The organism is Bradyrhizobium sp. Unk1, assembly GCF_059512345.1.
Genome location: NZ_JCAMOP010000001.1, coordinates 417937 through 434335, shown reverse-complemented (window position 1 = coordinate 434335; position 16399 = coordinate 417937). Strand labels below are relative to the sequence as shown.

15 protein-coding genes are annotated in these 16399 nt (G+C 64.6%); 2 read left to right on the top strand and 13 right to left on the bottom strand.

The features are described 5' to 3' along the window. Positions 1–198: 198 nt before the first annotated feature. Positions 199–1092, top strand: coding sequence for a LysR family transcriptional regulator (locus tag AC5ZFO_RS01860; RefSeq protein WP_014496684.1), 894 nt, complete (start codon positions 199–201; stop codon positions 1090–1092). Positions 1093–1198: 106 nt separating this feature from the next. Here AC5ZFO_RS01860 and AC5ZFO_RS01855 read toward each other — a convergent pair whose 3' ends face one another. The 11 genes from AC5ZFO_RS01855 to oxlT (AC5ZFO_RS01805) all read right to left on the bottom strand — a co-directional run bounded on the left by AC5ZFO_RS01855 (position 1199) and on the right by oxlT (AC5ZFO_RS01805) (position 14355). Beyond that, on the bottom strand, positions 1199–3529 hold the full coding sequence (locus tag AC5ZFO_RS01855) for a PAS domain-containing sensor histidine kinase (RefSeq protein ID WP_282518736.1): 2331 nt from the start codon (positions 3527–3529) through the stop codon (positions 1199–1201). Positions 3530–3757: 228 nt separating this feature from the next. Next, positions 3758–5131 (bottom strand): cation-efflux pump, encoded by a 1374-nt coding sequence (locus AC5ZFO_RS01850; protein WP_085400612.1) that lies wholly within the window; start codon positions 5129–5131, stop codon positions 3758–3760. A 255-nt stretch (positions 5132–5386) separates the two neighbouring features. Continuing rightward, on the bottom strand, positions 5387–6355 hold the full coding sequence (locus AC5ZFO_RS01845; RefSeq protein WP_496121169.1) for a zinc-binding dehydrogenase: 969 nt from the start codon (positions 6353–6355) through the stop codon (positions 5387–5389). A 79-nt stretch (positions 6356–6434) separates the two neighbouring features. Beyond that, entirely contained in the window at positions 6435–7430 is a 996-nt protein-coding gene (locus AC5ZFO_RS01840) for an NAD(P)H-dependent flavin oxidoreductase (RefSeq protein ID WP_282518734.1), read from the bottom strand. A gap of 320 nt (positions 7431–7750) precedes the next feature. Continuing rightward, on the bottom strand, positions 7751–8401 hold the full coding sequence (locus tag AC5ZFO_RS01835) for a hypothetical protein (protein ID WP_282518733.1): 651 nt from the start codon (positions 8399–8401) through the stop codon (positions 7751–7753). A 58-nt stretch (positions 8402–8459) separates the two neighbouring features. Then, a complete protein-coding gene (locus AC5ZFO_RS01830) occupies positions 8460–8663 on the bottom strand; it encodes a hypothetical protein (protein ID WP_282518965.1) in 204 nt (67 codons plus the stop codon). Between the two features lie 177 nt (positions 8664–8840). Beyond that, positions 8841–10247, bottom strand: a complete 1407-nt coding sequence (locus AC5ZFO_RS01825) for a hypothetical protein (RefSeq protein ID WP_282518732.1) — start codon at positions 10245–10247, stop codon at positions 8841–8843. Positions 10248–10490: 243 nt separating this feature from the next. Further along, entirely contained in the window at positions 10491–11276 is a 786-nt protein-coding gene (locus AC5ZFO_RS01820) for a fumarylacetoacetate hydrolase family protein (protein WP_282518731.1), read from the bottom strand. Next, positions 11276–12295: a 2-dehydropantoate 2-reductase gene (locus AC5ZFO_RS01815; RefSeq protein WP_282518730.1), complete on the bottom strand. Its 1020-nt coding sequence runs from the start codon at positions 12293–12295 to the stop codon at positions 11276–11278. The genes AC5ZFO_RS01820 and AC5ZFO_RS01815 overlap by 1 nt, the downstream gene beginning before the upstream one ends. A gap of 98 nt (positions 12296–12393) precedes the next feature. Beyond that, entirely contained in the window at positions 12394–12822 is a 429-nt protein-coding gene (locus AC5ZFO_RS01810) for a CBS domain-containing protein (RefSeq protein ID WP_282518729.1), read from the bottom strand. Between the two features lie 180 nt (positions 12823–13002). Next, the gene (oxlT, locus tag AC5ZFO_RS01805; protein ID WP_282518728.1) at positions 13003–14355 is read right to left on the bottom strand and encodes an oxalate/formate MFS antiporter; all 1353 of its coding nucleotides are present in this window, start codon (positions 14353–14355) and stop codon (positions 13003–13005) included. Between oxlT (AC5ZFO_RS01805) and AC5ZFO_RS01800 the strand changes: the two genes are divergently transcribed. Next, on the top strand, positions 14342–14539 hold the full coding sequence (locus AC5ZFO_RS01800; protein WP_282518727.1) for a hypothetical protein: 198 nt from the start codon (positions 14342–14344) through the stop codon (positions 14537–14539). The two genes, oxlT (AC5ZFO_RS01805) and AC5ZFO_RS01800, sit on opposite strands and share 14 nt — an antisense overlap. 79 nt (positions 14540–14618) lie before the next feature. Here AC5ZFO_RS01800 and oxlT (AC5ZFO_RS01795) read toward each other — a convergent pair whose 3' ends face one another. Together oxlT (AC5ZFO_RS01795) and AC5ZFO_RS01790 are read right to left on the bottom strand one after the other, a co-directional pair. Beyond that, positions 14619–15911, bottom strand: a complete 1293-nt coding sequence (gene oxlT / locus AC5ZFO_RS01795) for an oxalate/formate MFS antiporter (RefSeq protein WP_282518726.1) — start codon at positions 15909–15911, stop codon at positions 14619–14621. 243 nt (positions 15912–16154) lie between these two features. Next, positions 16155–16292: a hypothetical protein gene (locus tag AC5ZFO_RS01790; RefSeq protein WP_282518725.1), complete on the bottom strand. Its 138-nt coding sequence runs from the start codon at positions 16290–16292 to the stop codon at positions 16155–16157. Between the last annotated feature and the right edge of the window lie 107 nt (positions 16293–16399).

The window sequence follows — 16399 nt, the reverse complement described above, 5'->3', positions numbered from 1 at the left end:
TGATCGCAAACTATTTGGAATCGTTCGAAGATCAATAAAGCTGTCTCATGCTGCGATTGCGAATTCCGATCGATCCGGAAGCGCAATCGGGCGATACGGAAACGCAATTAATCGCGTTCCGCTTGCCGGTTTTTCCGTGTTGGTAATGACCTGCCGTGCTAGCTTGCATGCCACGATGGCATCCGAGGGGACGACCGGTTGATCGACAAGCTTGAACTGCTGCTGGCGCTGGCGAAAGAGCGGCATTTCGGACGCGCGGCAGAAGTCTGCGGCGTGACGCAACCGACGATGTCGACCGGGCTCAAGCAGCTCGAGGAGATCCTCGGCGTGATGCTGGTCCAGCGCGGCTCCCGCTTCCAGGGTTTTACCCCCGAGGGCGAGCGGGCGCTGGATTGGGCGCGGCGGATCGTGGGCGATGCCCGCGCCATGCGTGACGAGATCAACGGGCTGAAGCATCAGCTCTCCGGCGAAATCCGCATCGCGGCGATCCCGACCGTGCTCGGCATGGTCGCCCAGCTGACGACGCCGTTCCGCGCCAAGCATCCCGAGGTGCGCTTCCGCATCCAGTCCACGACCTCATCCGAGGTGCTGGGGCTGCTCGAAAATCTCGAGGTCGATGCGGGGCTGACCTATATCGAGAACGAGCCGATCGGCAAGGTGCGCACCATTCCGCTCTACAACGAGAGCTATCGCCTGCTGACCGCGCCGGACGGAATGTTCGGCGATCGCGAGACGGTGACGTGGAAGGAGGTCGGGCAGGTGCCGCTGTGCCTGCTGACGCCCGACATGCAGAACCGTCGCATCATCGACCGCGCGCTCCGCTCGGTCGGCGCGGAGGCGACGCCGACCCTGACCTCGAACTCGCTGCTCGTGCTGTTCACGCATGTGAAGACGGGGCGCTGGGCAAGCGTGATGCCGGCCAAGCTCGCCGAGACACTCGGCCTGTCCGATACGGTGCGCTCGATCCCGATCACCGATCCCGACGTCAATTACAGCATCGGCATGGTGATCCCGCAGCGCGATCCGATGACGCCGCTGATCGCCGCACTGGTCAACGTTGCGCGCGAGGTCGCGCCGTCGCTGCAATTGTAGGGTCAACAGCGTTTTCGAGCGAAGTGGATACCGGTTCGCGTGAAGAAAACGCGTTAAAGCGGGAATTGAGAGTTTCGATTCTGATTCAATCAGAACCGATGATGCTCTAGGCCGCAGCCGACATCCCGGACGCCGCCTTGATCGCATCGCGCGGCAGGGTCACGCGGACGACGGTGCCCACGTCGATCTTCGAGCGCAGCCGCATCGAGCCGCCGTGGAGCTGCGCCAGCGAGCGCGCGATCGCAAGTCCAAGTCCGGAGCCGTGATAGGTCTTGGTGAGCTGGCTCTCGACCTGCTCGAACGGGCGGCCGAGCCGTGCCAGCGAATGCGGCGCGATCCCGATGCCGGTGTCGGCGATCATCAGCACGATCTTGTCGTCGAGCTGCCGGCTGCGCACCACGATGCGTCCGCCGTCGGGCGTGAACTTCACCGCATTGGAAAGCAGGTTGACGATGATCTGCTTGGTCGCGCGGCGGTCGGCAACGACCGAGATCGATTTCTCGATCCCGGCGTCGAGCGTCAGATGCTTGTCTTGCGCGCGGCCGGAGACGACACGGAGGGACTCCGCGAGCGTCTGTCCGAGGTCGAGCTCTTCCATGTCGAGCTTCATGCGGCCTGCTTCGATCTTGGACATGTCGAGGATGTCGTTGATGACTTCGAGCAGGTAATGGCCGCTGGTCAGGATGTCCTGGCAGTATTCCTGGTACTTCTCCGAGCCGAGCTCGCCGAACATGCCCGAGCCCATGATCTCGGAGAAGCCGATGATGGCGTTGAGCGGCGTGCGCAGCTCGTGGCTCATATTGGCGAGGAATTTCGACTTGGTCTGGTTGGCTTCCTCGGCGCGGGTCTTCTCGCGCTGATACTTCTCGGCGAGGTCGGCGAGCTCGTTGGTCTGGCGCTCGAGGGCGGCCTGGGAGCGCTTCAGGTCGATGACGGTGGCGCGCAGGCGCAGATCGTTGTCGACCAGCTTCTGCTCGTGCTCCTTGATGCGGGTGATGTCGGTGCCGACCGAGACGTAGCCGCCGTCCTTGGTGCGGCGCTCGCTGATGTGCAGCCAGCTGCCGTCGTCGAGCTGCGCCTCGAAGGTGCGCGCGCCCGGTCCCTGGCTGGCGGTCTCGTTGTGGCGGGTGCGCACCTCCGGCATGCGGCCGACTTCGAGCACGGTCTCGTAGGAGGTGCCGGGGATGACGGCGCTGTCGGGCAGCTTGTGCAGGCGCTGGAAGTGCGAGTTGCAGAGCACGAGGCGGTCACCCGCGTCCCACAGCACGAAGGCCTCCGGAATGGTCTCGATGGCGTCGCGCAGGCGGAGGTCGGCTTCGACGGTGCGTTCGGCGAGGCTCTTCTGCTCGGTGATGTCGACGGCGATCCCGATCAGGTGCACGCTGGAATCGGTCGCCCCGTGCGTCTTCTCGCAGCGGACGCGGAGCCAGATCCAGTGACCGTCGACGTGCTGCATGCGGAAGGTCTGGTCGATGTGGTCGATCTTCCCGGAGATGAGCTGGTCGGCGATCTCGAACAGGTCGATGTCGTCGGACTTCACCAGCGCGTTGACCTCGCCGAAGGTGAGGAGCTCGTTACGACCGTCGAGGCCGAGCATCGAGAACATCGACTGCGACCAGAAGATCCGGCCGCGCGACAGATCCCAGTCCCACAGGCCGCAGCGGCCGCGGTTGAGCGCGGTGTCGATGCGGCCGCGCACGGCGTCGTTGATGAGGTCGCCCTCGCGGGCGCGGGTCGACTGCCAGTGGAAGGCGAAGCCGAGGATCAGGACGACGAAGCCGGTGGTCGCTGACAGCGTCACCGAGAGCGCGGCGTCCGAGCCCCAGATCGGCTCGTTGCGCTCCTGGATCACGGTGACGAGGCCCGGCAGCGACTTGATCTGCCGCGAGGTCGCCATCGCGGCGTTGCCGTTCGGCAGCGTCATGTCGGCGACGTTGTTGTCGCGCGGCGGCGCCGCGACCAGTTGCGCCGTGGTGATCGCATCGAGCAGGCGGTCGTTGCCTGAGGGGTCGCGGTCGATCGGAATACGGGCGAGGATGCGGCGGTCGACGCCGGCCGAGGTGACGACGACGTGGCGGCCGGAGGCCGTGCCCCAGGACGGGATCAGATCGGGCAGCAGCGTCGGCAGGTTCTCGATATTCTTGAGCCGCTCCTGCCGCGCGGAGGTCAGGCGATCGATCCGCTCGGCGAGCAGGTCGGCCAGCGCCGAGATGTCGTGGCGGAGCACCTGCCGCTTCTGACGCGTCTGATCGACGACCTGCACGAACGCGCCGAGACAGATCGTGACCAGGAACGCGATGATCAGCGTCGGCACGGCGCGGCGCAGCGCCGGCTCCGCGATCAGGAGCCGATGATAGGCAGGTTTCGCGATCGATTGCGCCAATCCCTTGATCGAATCGGATTGGACGCGCACGTTCGCGGCGTCTGCACGCGACATGCCTTCTGCCCCCTGGAAAACCTGCTTGCAACTTGAGTTCGGAAGCAGCCCCACGTCGCTTCCGAATCATGACCGATTTGAATCCAGTTTTCGCAGGCTGTCGAGAGTCAACGAATCGTTAACGCGAATTTATTCTTATCCAACGCGCAGTTTGCGCATCGCGCGGCCGCAAACTTACGTGCGCGGCGAGTCCGAAACGGGAACGTGTGACTCCCCGCACATTTCGCGTCACGCCCGCGGCGGCTCGGCGTGGCTGATCACGCGCTTCACGCTCGGGAACGCGCGGCGGAGGGCGCGCTCGATCGCGTCGACATGCTCATGCACCTTGATCACGCTCATCGAGGGCGTGGCACGGCAGTGGAAGTTGACGATCTCGCCGGCGTCGGTGTTGCGGACGCGGACATTGTGGATGTCGTAGATCTCGCCGCCGGCGGCATATTCCGTCAGGGCGGAGGCGATGGCCCGCACCCGTTCCGGCACGGCATCGACCCCGAACGGCAGTTCCGGTTCCAATGGCTCGATGTGGACGTCGACCTCGACGTCGGCGCCGAACTCCTCCTGGATGCTGCGCTCCAGCGTGTTGGCGATGTCGTGGGCAGCGTCGAGCTGCATCCCGGCGTCGACCTCGAGGTCGATGCCGACGATCAGCTTGGCGCCGAGGTCGTGCACCGTGACGTGGTGGATGGCGAGGCCCGAATTGTGGGCGATGACCATGATGCGGTCGCGCACGGTCTCGTTGTCGCGCGCGACGGGGACGGCGGTGAAGGTGAGGTCAGCGTCGCCGAATGCCTTGTCGACCGCCGCCTGCGCCTTGCGCTTGATTTCCTCGACGCGGTCGATCGGATAGGTCCGCGGCACCTTCGCGATGGTGTCGATGAACATGGTTGCGCCCACCATGCGCAGCCGCAGCCGCTCGACGTCGATCACGCCGGGCACGCCGAGGATCGCGGCCGTGGCCTTCTCCTGCGCGCCCTCGGGGGCGCGATCGACCAGCGTTTGCACGGTCGAGCCGGCCATGCGCAGGCCGAGCAGGGCGATCATCACGGCGACGGCGGCGGCGGCCGCGGCGTCGCCCCACCAGAAGCCGAGGGCGGCCAGGATCAGGCCGATGATCACGGCGAACGAGCCCAGCACGTCGGAGGCGAAATGCAGCGCGTCCGCCGCGAGCGCCTGGCTGCGCGTTTCCCGTGCGGCGCGGTGCAGGGCGCGGGCACGCCACAGGTTCACGACGATGTCGATCACCAGCACCACGAACGGTACGGCCGAGATGGTCGGCGGCGGAGTTCCCTCGCGCAGGCGGCTGTAGGATTCGACCAGGATGCCCCCGGCGAGCACGTAGAGCAGGGCGGTGACACCGAGCGCGGAGATGCTCTCCAGCTTGCCGTGGCCGTAATGGTGCTCTTCGTCGGCCGGCTTGTCGGACACCCGCACCACCGCCCAGGTGATGATGGTCGCGACCAGGTCGATCGAAGAATGCAGGGCCTCGGAAATCAGCGCCAGCGAGCCGATCGCGATGCCGACCGCGAACTTGGCCGCCGCCATGCCGCCGCTGGCGAAGATCGAGATCGCGGCGACCGAGGTCTTGTTGTGCTGTGCGCTCATGGCCGGGGATTTAGCAGCCTAGGGCTGAACATCAAGCGACGATCCACAGCTGTAGTCGCGAGTGAGTTGCAGGAGCGAAGCTATTGCGAATGCTTCTGAATTGAATGCGGGCTTAAGCCACTTGCCCAGCTCTCGCAGGGTGGGCAAAGGCGCGTAGCGCCGTGCCCACCATCTTTTCGCGATCGCTAGCTGGAATGGTGGGCACGCTTCGCTTTGCCCACCCTACGAGACCGCGCGCTCGTCGCCCGGCCAGGGTCACAGCGTCACGACGATCTTCCCCAGGTGCTTGTTCGCCTCCATGTGCTCGAACGCCTTGTCGATGTCGTCGAACGCATAGACCTTGTCGATCGGCAGCTGCAGCTTGCGTGACTCGACCGCGCCCCAGATGTCCTTGCGGACCTCGTCGAAGATCTCGCGGACCTCCTCGATGGTGCGGGTGCGGAAGGTGACGCCGACATAGTCGATCCGGCGCGCGGCATGCAGGTCGAAGTTGAAATCGGCATGGGTGCCGCCGAGCCGGCCGACATTGACGATGCGGCCCTTGACCTTGGTGGCGGCGAGGTTCTGGCTCGCGACCTTGCCCGAGACCTGGTCGACGATGAGGTCGACGCCTTCGCCGTTCGTCGCCTTCAGCACCTCGTCCACCCATTTTGGGTCGGAGGAGTCGACGGCGAGGTCGGCGCCATATTCCTTGAGCCGGCCGCGGCGATAGGCATCGGTCGACGAGCCGATCACGAGCTTGGCGCCCTTGAGCTTGGCGATCTGCATCGCCATCAGGCCGACGCCGGAGCTCGCCCCCTGGATCAGCACGGCTTGCCCCGGCTGCACGCCGCCGACGGTGACGACGGCATTGTGCATGGTCGCGAGCGCGACGGGCAGGGTGGCGGCTTCCTCGAAGTTCATGTTCGAGGGCGCGCGGAACAGCCGGCCGTGATCGGCCAGGGTGTATTCGGCAAACGCCGCGCCGCCCGAGCCCATGATGCGGTCGCCGATCTTCACGCCCTTGGCATCCGGTCCGAGCTCGGCGACCTCGCCGGCCCATTCCATGCCGAGCACGGTGCCGGCACCCCCGACGGCGCCATGGGCGTGGCCCTTGCGCATGCCGGTGTCGGCGCGGTTCAACCCGCAGGCGCGGACACGAACCAGCACCTGCGTGCCTTTGGGTGTGGGTTGAGCGACGTCGGAAATCGTAGCTCCACCAGGGCCGTAGACGTAAGCCTTCATGAATTACTTTCTTGCGCTTGATGTATCTGTTTAAGCGACGGCGAGTATCACCTCGCCTCTCGGGCGATAGTTGTCCTTCTTACTCCGCTGCTTCGCGTTGTGGATGAACGATCATGCCTTCCAGCCTGTTCCTGATGATGGCTTCGGCCTCGCGCACGATGCGGGAGACCAGCTCGGCGCAGCTCGGGATGTCCTGGATCAGCCCCTGCACCTGCCCCGCCGACCAGATGCCTTCGTCCGAATTGCCGGTCGCATAGACCATCTTGCCGCGGGCACCGGCGACGAGCTCGCGGATGTCCTCGAACTTGGCGCCTTCCTTCTCCATCGCGACGACCTTGGTCGAGATATCGTTTTTGGCGACGCGCGAGGTGTTGCGCATAGTGCGGAAGATCAGCTCGGTCTCGCGCTCGTCATTGGCGACGATCTTCTCCTTGATGAGCTGATGGATCGGGCTTTCCTTGGTCGCCATGAAGCGGGTGCCCATGTTGATGCCCTCGGCGCCGAGCGCCAGGGCGGCGACGAGGCCGCGGGCGTCGGCAAAGCCGCCCGAGGCGATCATCGGGATCTTGACCTTGTTGGCGGCGGCCGGGATCAGGATCAGGCCGGGGGTGTCGTCCTCGCCCGGGTGGCCGGCGCATTCGAAGCCGTCGATCGAGATGGCATCGACCCCCATGCGCTCGGCCGAGAGCGCGTGGCGGACGCTGGTGCATTTGTGCACGACCTTGACGCCGTGCTTCCTGAATTCGTCGACATGCTCCTGCGGCTTGTTGCCGGCGGTCTCGACCACGGTGATGCCGGCCTCGATGATGGCGGCGCGGTATTCGGCATAGGGCGGCGGCTTGATCGCGGGCAGGATGGTGAGGTTGACGCCGAACGGCTTGTCGGTGAGGTCGCGGCAGCGCGCGATCTCCTTCCTGAGATCCTCCGGCGTCGGCTGGGTCAGCGCCGTGATGAAGCCGAGCGCGCCGGCATTCGCGACCGCGGCGACCAGCTCGGCGCGTCCGACCCATTGCATGCCGCCCTGGACGATCGGGTGCTCGACGCCGACGAGCTTTGTGAACCGTGTCTGCAACATGATCTGTTTCCCCCCGGGCGGCCCGCAGGCTCTGTTGTCGGTTGATGGCCGAAGGATGCCGCCGGGGGTGGCAAAAGTCTATCAGCGCGGGCGTGCGGTCAGGGCGGGGCGATCATGCGGGAGGTGAGGGAGATTCCGTAGGGCGGATAATTGGGGGCGCCGTTGCCCGATGAGGCAAGCTCTTTCCTGAAACTCCACCGTCATACCCCGCGAAGGCGGGGTATCCAGTACGCCGCGGCTTCTCGGCTCTAGCCTCGCTGTCTCTGGAATACTGGATTGCCCGCTTTCGCGGGCAATGACACCGAGTATGGAGTGAACGGCTACTCCGCCGACAGCCGCACCATCTGGCGGCCGCCGTTCATTTCCTTGAGGCTGTTGACGAAGTTTTCCGGGCGCTGCCAGCGGTAGGGGACCTCAAGGCCCATGAACTCGGCGATATCGCCGATGAAGCCGGTGCAGTTGGTGGTCTCGGCATTCCAGACCGGCGAGCTCGCCTGCAATTTCTTGATGTAGGCGAAGACGCGCTTGGCGTCGGCTTCGTTCAGATAGACGCGATAGTTCGCGGTCAGATAGTCCGGATCGAGATCGCCGTAGCTCGCGCCGGTTTCGGCTGGCACCCAGGTGAGGTGACCGAGCACATAGGCCCAGGTGTCGCCGGCGGGCGTGAGACCCGCGACTTCGACGGCGCGCTCGTTGGTCTTGCCGTACCAGACGAACGCATGGCCCCAGCTCGCCGCCGTCCGCGCGCGGAAGTCGACGTAGTAGGGACCTTTCTCCGCGCGCGCGACCGGGCGCCGCGTCGATTGCGGCTGAGGTCGCGATGTGGAGTCGGTCGTAGCAAGCGCATTGGCATCGGCAACGCGCTTGTTCGCTTCGTGGGCCGAGGCCGAGGGGGTCGTGCAGGCGAGCATCGCCGCGAGGGCAAATCCCGCAAGGATGCAGGATCCCGATCGATCAGATTTGTTCGTCACGCTGTGCCCCTCGACTACCGGCCGCTTACGCTGGTTTTGCGCGTCGTTCGCTAAAGCCTCAGTAGCGCGCCGCGACCGGGCCCGGCGCCTTGCCGATCGGGGTCTTTCCAATCGGGCTCTTGCCAATCGGCATCTTGCCGATCTGAGCCTGCTCAGCCGGATAGACCGGCACGGGCTGGCGGCGCGGCAGATCCGCGGCGTTGGCAGCCGTCACCAGAGCAAGCGTGGCACCCAGAGCAATTACAATCTTCTTCACAGTGATACCCCTAGAAGGTTTGGTCCAAACACGGCACGGCCGTGCCCCCAGACACGCCTCACAGAAGGGCGGCGGAATGCGACCAAGTTGCGGCGCGCGCGGGACATGTTGGCGGCATTGATCGGGCGTACACAGATGTGATGTTTCCAGATGTTTCGGGGGCTGCGTGATGCCCGCGCGCACTCACCCGATTCGGTTCAGGCTGTTCCGAATCGTCGAGAAGATGCCGCCGATATCCTTGCGCAAGGCATCCAGCGCGTTGAAATTGTCGAAGATGCGGGCGAGGCGGTCTTCGACTTCGCGCTTGCTCTTCGTCAAGGCATCCACGCGTGAGGCGAGGGTGACGTCGCCGTTCGCCTCGATCTCGCCGACCGTTTTCGCGAGCAGGTCGCGCGTGGTGCCGACGTCCGCGATCATTGCCTCGATCCCGAACACCGGCGCCTTCAGCGGGACGAGGTCGGCCTGCGACTTCGACAGCTCGGTCTTGAAGGTGTTGAGCGTTGCCAGCGTTTCCTGCAGCGCGCCGAGGCGCTGGCGCGACTGGAGGACGAAATCGTTCAGCGCGTTCTGGCGGTCGACGAGGGTCTTGCCGTCGGGGTCGGTCTCCACGTCGGCGAGCGAGCGTTCGAGCTGGGCCTGGCGCTGGCCGAGCTCCTCGAAATCGAGCCGGATCGCTTTCAGGATGTTGAAGTTGTCGTCGATGCGGGCAAGGCGCTGCTCGATCTCGATCTTGTTCTTCGACAGCGTCTCGACGCGAGTGTCGAGCGGCGCCTCGCCGCCGGTCTCGAGCTCGTCGATGCTCTTGGCCAGCCGGTCATGGCTGAGGCCGAGCTCGCCGATCAGGGCATTGATGCCGGCGTCCGACGCGCGCAGCGGGACCAGCTCGGCATGGGATTTCGCCAGATCTTCCTTGTACTGGTTGAGGGTCATGAACGTGTCCTGGACCGCGTTCACCCGTGACAGCAGCGCCGATACGTCGGGCGCCACGTCTTTCAGGCGGTCGGCGAGGTTGTTCTTGCGGTCGTCGGTCTCGAGGTCGAGCAGGGAGCGCTCGAGCTGGTTCTGGCGATCGCGGATCTCGGTGAAAACAGGCTCGACCGCGCGCCGCTGATCGGCGACCTTGCCGACCATCTCTCGTACCCCCTGCTGGCGCCGGCGGATCTCGGCGAGCTGGTCGTGCATGTCGGTGGATTCGTTGCGGCCCTGCTGGAGAAGCGCGCGCTGCTCAATCTCGCCCAGCTTGTCGTGGAGCGCGGAGACGGCCTCCCGGGGATCGCTTTCGATCAGATGCTGGACGGTGGCGTCGAGGTGGTTTTGCAGCGCGTGGGCGACGACGACGTCCTCGCGGGTCTTCTTGAGGCGGTCGCGCAGGGTATTGAGGCGCCGGTCCTGACGCGAGAGCCGCCAGGCGGGGGCGCCGATCAGCGCCAGCCCGAGCGTCACGATCGCGCCGGTTGCGATACGCTGCGGCATAGGCAGGTCCGCAAACAGCGTAGGCAAGTGCGCGACGTCATAACCAAACGCCTGCTGGGCGAGGATCGCGATCGCGGCTAGCAGGACAAACCAGGCAACCACGAAAAACAGCCACATCGTGACTTCCCCACCCGGGACACATTCTCGCCATAGTTGCTATTGGAGAGCGGAACCGAGATCAAGGGGCGCGCGGATTGCCTGACGTGTCAGCCAACGCGATCCACAGCCGCCGGTGTCAGCCGATCGGTGGAGGGCGGTGCGGAGAGTGCCAGGTTTTCCCGAAGTTGGGGTGGTGGCGGCCCACACCCTCCGTCATCATTCCGGGGCGTGACGAAGTCGCGAGCCCGGAATGACAGAGAGCTAGAGCCGAAACTCGTTGGTCAGTTCGCCGATGCCGTCGATCGTGACGGTCACAATATTCACCGGCTCCTTCATCACGCCGACGCCGACCGAGGTGCCGACGGCGATGAGATCACCGGCAAGCAGGGTCATGTCGTGGGAGATCTTGCTGACCAGCTCCTGCGCGGTGAAGATCATGTCCGAGATCGGATAGTTCTGCCGCTCCGCCCCGTTGAGGATGGTGCGCACGGTGAGCTTGGCCGGATCGAGGCCGGTTGCGATGACGGGGCCGAACGGGCCGTAATCATCGATGCCCTTGGCGCGGGCCCATTGCGGGAAGGTGGGATCGCTGGTCAGGATGTCGTTGGCGGTGATGTCGTTGACGCAGGTGTAGCCGAAGATGAAGCTGTCCGCTTCCGCCGGCGAGACGCGGGCGCAGGTCCTGCCGATGACGATGCCGAGCTCGCCCTCATAGGTGGTCTTGCCGTCGTAATAAGAGGGGCGGCGGATCACGGCGCCCGGCGTCGTGATGCTGGTGGTGGCCTTCAGCAGATAGAGCGGCTCCGGCGGCTCGGGCTGGTTCAGCTTGGCGGCGAGCGCGTGGAAATTATTCCAGAGCGCGACGATCTTGCTGGGCGCGCAGGGTGCGAGCAGCTCGACCTCAGACAGCGCCAGCATCTTGCCGGTGGCTGCGTGGCGGCCGAACATCTCGCCCTCATGCACGCTGATGCCTGAGGCCGTCAGGCTGCCGAACCCGGTCGCACCGCTATGGCGGTAGCGCAGCCATTGTTTCATCTCGCCCGTCATCACGCCACCGCCAGTGCACGGGGATCGGCAGGTGCGGAGACGCCGTCATAGAGGCCGGCGATGCGGGCGCGCTGGGTCACCATCGCCAGCACCGAGTCGAGCGCGGGCGTGGCGATGCCGGTGAGGCGGCCCATCTCCTGCACCACGGTGACGAGCGGATCGATCTCCATCGGACGGCCACGCTCGAGATCCTGGAGCATCGAGGTCTTGTGCGCGCCGACCTTGCGGGCGCCCTCGATGCGGCGCTCGACGTCGACGCGGAATTTGACGCCGAACGTCTCGGCAATGCCTTGCGTCTCCACCATGATCGCGCGCGAGAGCGCACGCGTGGAGGGATCGGTGCAGATCACGTCGAGCGTTGCATGGGTCAGCGCGCTGATCGGGTTGAAGCAGACATTGCCCCAGAGTTTCAGCCAGATCTCGTCGCGGATGCGGTCGAGCACCGGCGCTTTCAGCCCGGCGGCGACGAAGAGATCGGCGAGGCGCTGCACGTCCGGCGTGATTTCGCCGGAGGGCTCGCCGAGCGGAAAATTGTTGCCGTAGACGTGGCGGATCACGCCGGGCGCTTCGATCTCGGTGGCGGGATACACGATGCAGCCGATGGCGCGCTCGGCGCCGATCTCGCGCCACTGCCGTCCGCCGGGGTCGATGCTCTCCAGCGTCGAATTCTCGTATTGGCCGCCGTGCTTGTAGAAATACCAATAGGGGATGCCGTTGACGGCGGTGACGATGCGGGTGTGCGGCCCGAGCAGCGGCTGCATCTTCTCGATCACGCCGGTGATCGAATGCGCCTTCAGCGTGATGATGATGTAGTCCTGCACGCCGAGCTCGGCGGGATCGTCGGTGCAGCGCGGATGCACGGTGTGCTTCTCCTCGCCCGCGAGCAGGGTCAGACCGCGCTCGCGCATCGCGGCAAGGTGGGCGCCGCGCGCGACCAGGCTGACGTCGGCGCCAGCGCGTGCGAGCTGAACCCCGAGATATCCGCCGATCGCGCCGGCGCCGTAGATGCAGATCTTCATGAAATCCTCGCGGGTGTCCGGAATTTTGGGACGAAAGATCCGGTCCGGCTCGGAGAGGTCCGAGCCGGGGCCGGTCGTCGCAGGGGAAGTGTGACGCTCTAAGCTGCTGCTTGCGGCGAGCCGTTGATCGCTTCGTCAACGGCAGCAGCAATGTCGCGCATGCTGATGACGGAGACGAGGCTGTAATCGTCGATGACGGGCAGGTGCCGGATGTGATTGCGGTTCATCAGATGCCGGACGTGCTCGATCGTGTCTGAGGAGGTGCAGGACACGAGCTGCTGCACCGACACGAGCTGCGAGACCTTGACGTTGATGGCGTTGGCACCATGCTCGGCGACGGCGCGCACCACGTCACGCTCGGTGAACATGCCGACCGCGGTGTTGCCTTCGGAACGGACCACGTCCTTGACCACCAGCGCGCTGATGTTGTTGGCGCGCATCAGCTTGGCGGCGATACCCACCGTTTCGTTCATTCGCACCGTGACAACGCGCGGTGTCTTTTTGCGCAGAATGTCTCCGACCAGCATTGCAACCTCCCTGGGTGAATGACAGGTGAAGTGTGGTATACATAATGCCAATCGTCAAGCGTTCGATTTGGCTGATCCGAAAATTCTTGCGGCAGCAATACTGACGTTTGTCATCACGCCAAAATGCAAAAAGGGGCGCATCGCTGCGCCCCTTTCGACCGATTGAAAGGCGTGTGGTCGCTACGCTGTCTCGGTCTTGGCGTTGCCAGTCTTGGTGTTGCCGGTCTTGGCGTTACCCGTCGCGGCATTCGCGCTCTCGGCTTCCTTGCCGAGGATGAAGGAGCGGCGCAGCGGCTTGATCACGAACAGCGCCGTCAGCGCCGCCGTCGCGTTCAGCGCCACCGCGACCACGAACACGGCCTTCCAGCCGTACGTTGCCGAGATCACGCTGGCGAGCGGGACGAGCAGGGATGCCGTGCCCTTCGCGGTGTAGAGCATGCCGTTGTTGGTGGTTGCGTATTTCGAGCCGAACGTGTCGCCGCAGGTGGCGGGAAACAGCGAGTAGATCTCGCCGAACACGCCGAAGTACACCGCGGTCGCGAGCACGAAGACGACAGGGATGTTTCCATAGGCCGACAGCGTCAGCAGCATCAGCGCCGCGGTGCCGAAGGCGATGAACATGGTGTGCTCGCGGCCGATCGTGTCGGAGACCCAGCCGAAGAAGGGACGTCCGAAACCGTCGAAGATGCGGTCGAGAGAGATCGCGAACGTCAATGCCGCCATCTGGAAGCCCGCGAGCGTCACCGGCGTGTCGGCGATCTTGTAGTCGTGCGCGATGGGGCCGATCTGCGCCGCGGTCATCAGGCCGCCGGAGGCGACCATGACGAAAACGAGATACATCACCCAGAAAATAGGGGCGCGCAGCACCTGCGGCGGGGTGAAGTCGATCTTGGTCTGCGGCAGATTGAGCTGCTTCTTCTTCGGCGGGATCGAGATCCGCGGCGGCTGGATGAAGAAGGCGAGCACGAACACGATCAGGCCCTGGCCGATGCCGAAGGTGAGGAACGCGTGCTGGTAGCCGCTCGTTACGATCATGGTCGCGATCGGCACAATGGTGAGCGCGGCGCCTGCGCCGAAGCCGGCGGCGGTCGCACCGGCGGCGAGGCCGCGGCGATCAGGGAACCATTTCAGCGCGTTGCCGACGCAGGTGCCGTACACCGCGCCGGCGCCCATGCCGCCGACGACTGCGGCGGCGTAAAGCAGGGCGAGCGAGTCAGCGTAGGAGTTCAACACCCAGGACAGAGCGATCATGACGCCGCCGAACATGATGACGATGCGCGGACCGTATTTGTCGACGAACCAGGCCTCGATCGGCACCAGCCAGGTCTCGGTGACGACGAAGATGGTGAAAGCGAGCTGGATCGCCGCGCGGCCCCAATGATACTTGGCGTCAATCGGATCGACGAACAGCGTCCAGCCGTATTGCAGGTTGGCGATCATCGCCATGCAGACGATGCCCATGGCGAGTTGGAACCAACGGAAACCGGTGCGAAGAGGCGCGGCTGTGACGGCGCCGTCCGTGCTGGAAATCATCAATAACCTCCCAACGCGCCTGATTGAATGCGACCTGGGATTGCAAGATGACCCAGTGTCGCAAATATTGTGGCTTATCGTCGCAAGCGCGGCGGGGACATTGGTATACCATATTCCAGAAGGCAAGCCCAATCTTGTGACGCAGCGCAAGAAAAGTGCACGGTTCCCTTCAGATCAGCGGTAGCCAAGGCGGGTTCTGTAAAAACGAAAACGCCCGGCCGTGAGGCCGGGCGTCGTGCTTGGTTTAGATGTGGTGGTGCGCGTCAGGCGGCGGCGGTCGATTTCGCGACCACGACCTTGCGCCAGGGCTTGAGCACCATGATCGCCAGCAGCGAAGCCAGGATGTTGGCGCCGGCCGCGATGATGAACACGCTGTCCCACGTGCCCGACGATTGCTGCATGTAGTTGGCGATCGGGACAAGCAGCGCGGCGGTACCCTTTGCGGTGTAGAGCAGGCCCGCATTGGTGGTCGCGAACTTGGCGCCGAACGTGTCGGTGCAGGTCGAGGGGAACAGCGAGTAGATCTCACCCCAGGCGAAGAACACGAAGCCCGACAGCAGCACGAACCAGAGCGGGTCGTGTCCCCAGAGATAGAGCATCCAGATGCCGAACCCTTCCATGCCGAAGGCGATGAACATCGTGTTCTCGCGGCCGATCATGTCGGAGATCCAGCCGAAGAACGGACGCGTCAGGCCGTTGAGCACGCGGTCGATCGTCGCCGCGAAGGTCACGGCCGTCATCGTCACCGCCATCAGCGTCACCGGAACGCTGTCGACCTTCCAGTCGACCGCGATCGGCTTCAGGTTCGCTGTCACCATCAGGCCGCCGGCGCCGACGATCACGAACATGAAGTACATCAGCCAGAAGATCGGCTGACGCAGCACCTCGGTCGGCTGGTAGTTGCGACGTGTCTGCACCAGCGCGGCGTTCGCCGCCACGGCCGGCACCTGGCCTGGCTTCGGCGCCAGCAGGAAGAAGGCGAGGATGCAGATGACGATGCCTTGTCCGAGGCCGAAATAGAGGAAGGTGGTCTGGAAGCCACTGTCCTTGATCATGGCCTGGATCGGCGCGACGGTCAGTGCAGAGCCTGCACCGAAGCCGGCCGCCGTGATGCCCGCAGCAAGACCGCGCTTGTCGGGAAACCATTTCAGCGCATTGCCGACGCAGGTGCCATAGACGCCGCCCGCGCCGATGCCCGCGATGATCATGCCGAGATAGAAGCCGTTGAGCGTGGTGGCCTGCGCGTTGATCGCCCAGCCGATGGCGCAGAGAATGCCGCCGATCAGCACGACGATGCGCGGGCCGTATTTGTCGACAAACCATCCTTCGACCGGCACCAGCCAGGTCTCGAACAGCACGAAGAGCGTAAAGGCCCATTGGATCGAGGCGCGATCCCAGCCGAACTTTTTCTGGATGTCGGGGACGAAGAACGTCCAGCCGTATTGATAGTTGGCGATCATCACCATCGCCGCTACACCGACCGCCAATTGCGCCCAGCGATACGTGTCGCTAACCCGCGCGGCGGTTGGAGCCGTTGCCTGCACCATGTCCGTCATAAAGCCTCCCGTGGCGCCTCTAATTTTTCTGCGAGCGCTGGAGAGGCATTCTTGTATTCATTATGCCAAGGTTCAAGCGCTGGTCCGCTCACCGTGCGCAAATGCCGCAGACCTTTGCGGCCTGGGCGTGTGAATCGGACAACGCAAATAGAAATGGCCCCGTCCTGCGGGGCCATTCATCAAAAGTAGCATGTGGACGGTTCTGAAACCGGCGCGTCGCGCTTGCCGCGCGGGAGGCGCTGCTTACAGGCCGAAGCGGGGCAGGTCGCCGTTGTGATTCGAAATCTCGGCGCTCGCCATCAGGAAGCGGTCGACCGCGGCCAGGAAGCGGGTGAACAGCGAGGCGGAGGGGGCGAGCGCGACGGAAGCGGCTTTGGACATCGGAATTCCCTTTCTCGAGACAGTCAGTATTGCTGTCTCATTTCGAAGGGCAATTTATGTATACCAGATGCCACTGTCTATGCATGCCATTGCATAGCAGCATGCGT

Bases quoted from the DNA above. Each gene is read 5' to 3' on its own strand.
- AC5ZFO_RS01855 (WP_282518736.1), bottom strand. From the start codon at position 3,529: ATGTCGCGTGCAGACGCCGCGAACGTGCGCGTCCAATCCGATTCGATC.
- AC5ZFO_RS01850 (WP_085400612.1), bottom strand. From the start codon at position 5,131: ATGAGCGCACAGCACAACAAGACCTCGGTCGCCGCGATCTCGATCTTC.
- AC5ZFO_RS01845 (WP_496121169.1), bottom strand. From the start codon at position 6,355: ATGAAGGCTTACGTCTACGGCCCTGGTGGAGCTACGATTTCCGACGTC.
- AC5ZFO_RS01840 (WP_282518734.1), bottom strand. From the start codon at position 7,430: ATGTTGCAGACACGGTTCACAAAGCTCGTCGGCGTCGAGCACCCGATC.
- AC5ZFO_RS01825 (WP_282518732.1), bottom strand. From the start codon at position 10,247: ATGTGGCTGTTTTTCGTGGTTGCCTGGTTTGTCCTGCTAGCCGCGATC.
- AC5ZFO_RS01820 (WP_282518731.1), bottom strand. From the start codon at position 11,276: ATGACGGGCGAGATGAAACAATGGCTGCGCTACCGCCATAGCGGTGCG.
- AC5ZFO_RS01815 (WP_282518730.1), bottom strand. From the start codon at position 12,295: ATGAAGATCTGCATCTACGGCGCCGGCGCGATCGGCGGATATCTCGGG.
- AC5ZFO_RS01810 (WP_282518729.1), bottom strand. From the start codon at position 12,822: ATGCTGGTCGGAGACATTCTGCGCAAAAAGACACCGCGCGTTGTCACG.
- oxlT (WP_282518728.1), bottom strand. From the start codon at position 14,355: ATGATTTCCAGCACGGACGGCGCCGTCACAGCCGCGCCTCTTCGCACC.
- oxlT (WP_282518726.1), bottom strand. From the start codon at position 15,911: ATGACGGACATGGTGCAGGCAACGGCTCCAACCGCCGCGCGGGTTAGC.
- AC5ZFO_RS01790 (WP_282518725.1), bottom strand. From the start codon at position 16,292: ATGTCCAAAGCCGCTTCCGTCGCGCTCGCCCCCTCCGCCTCGCTGTTC.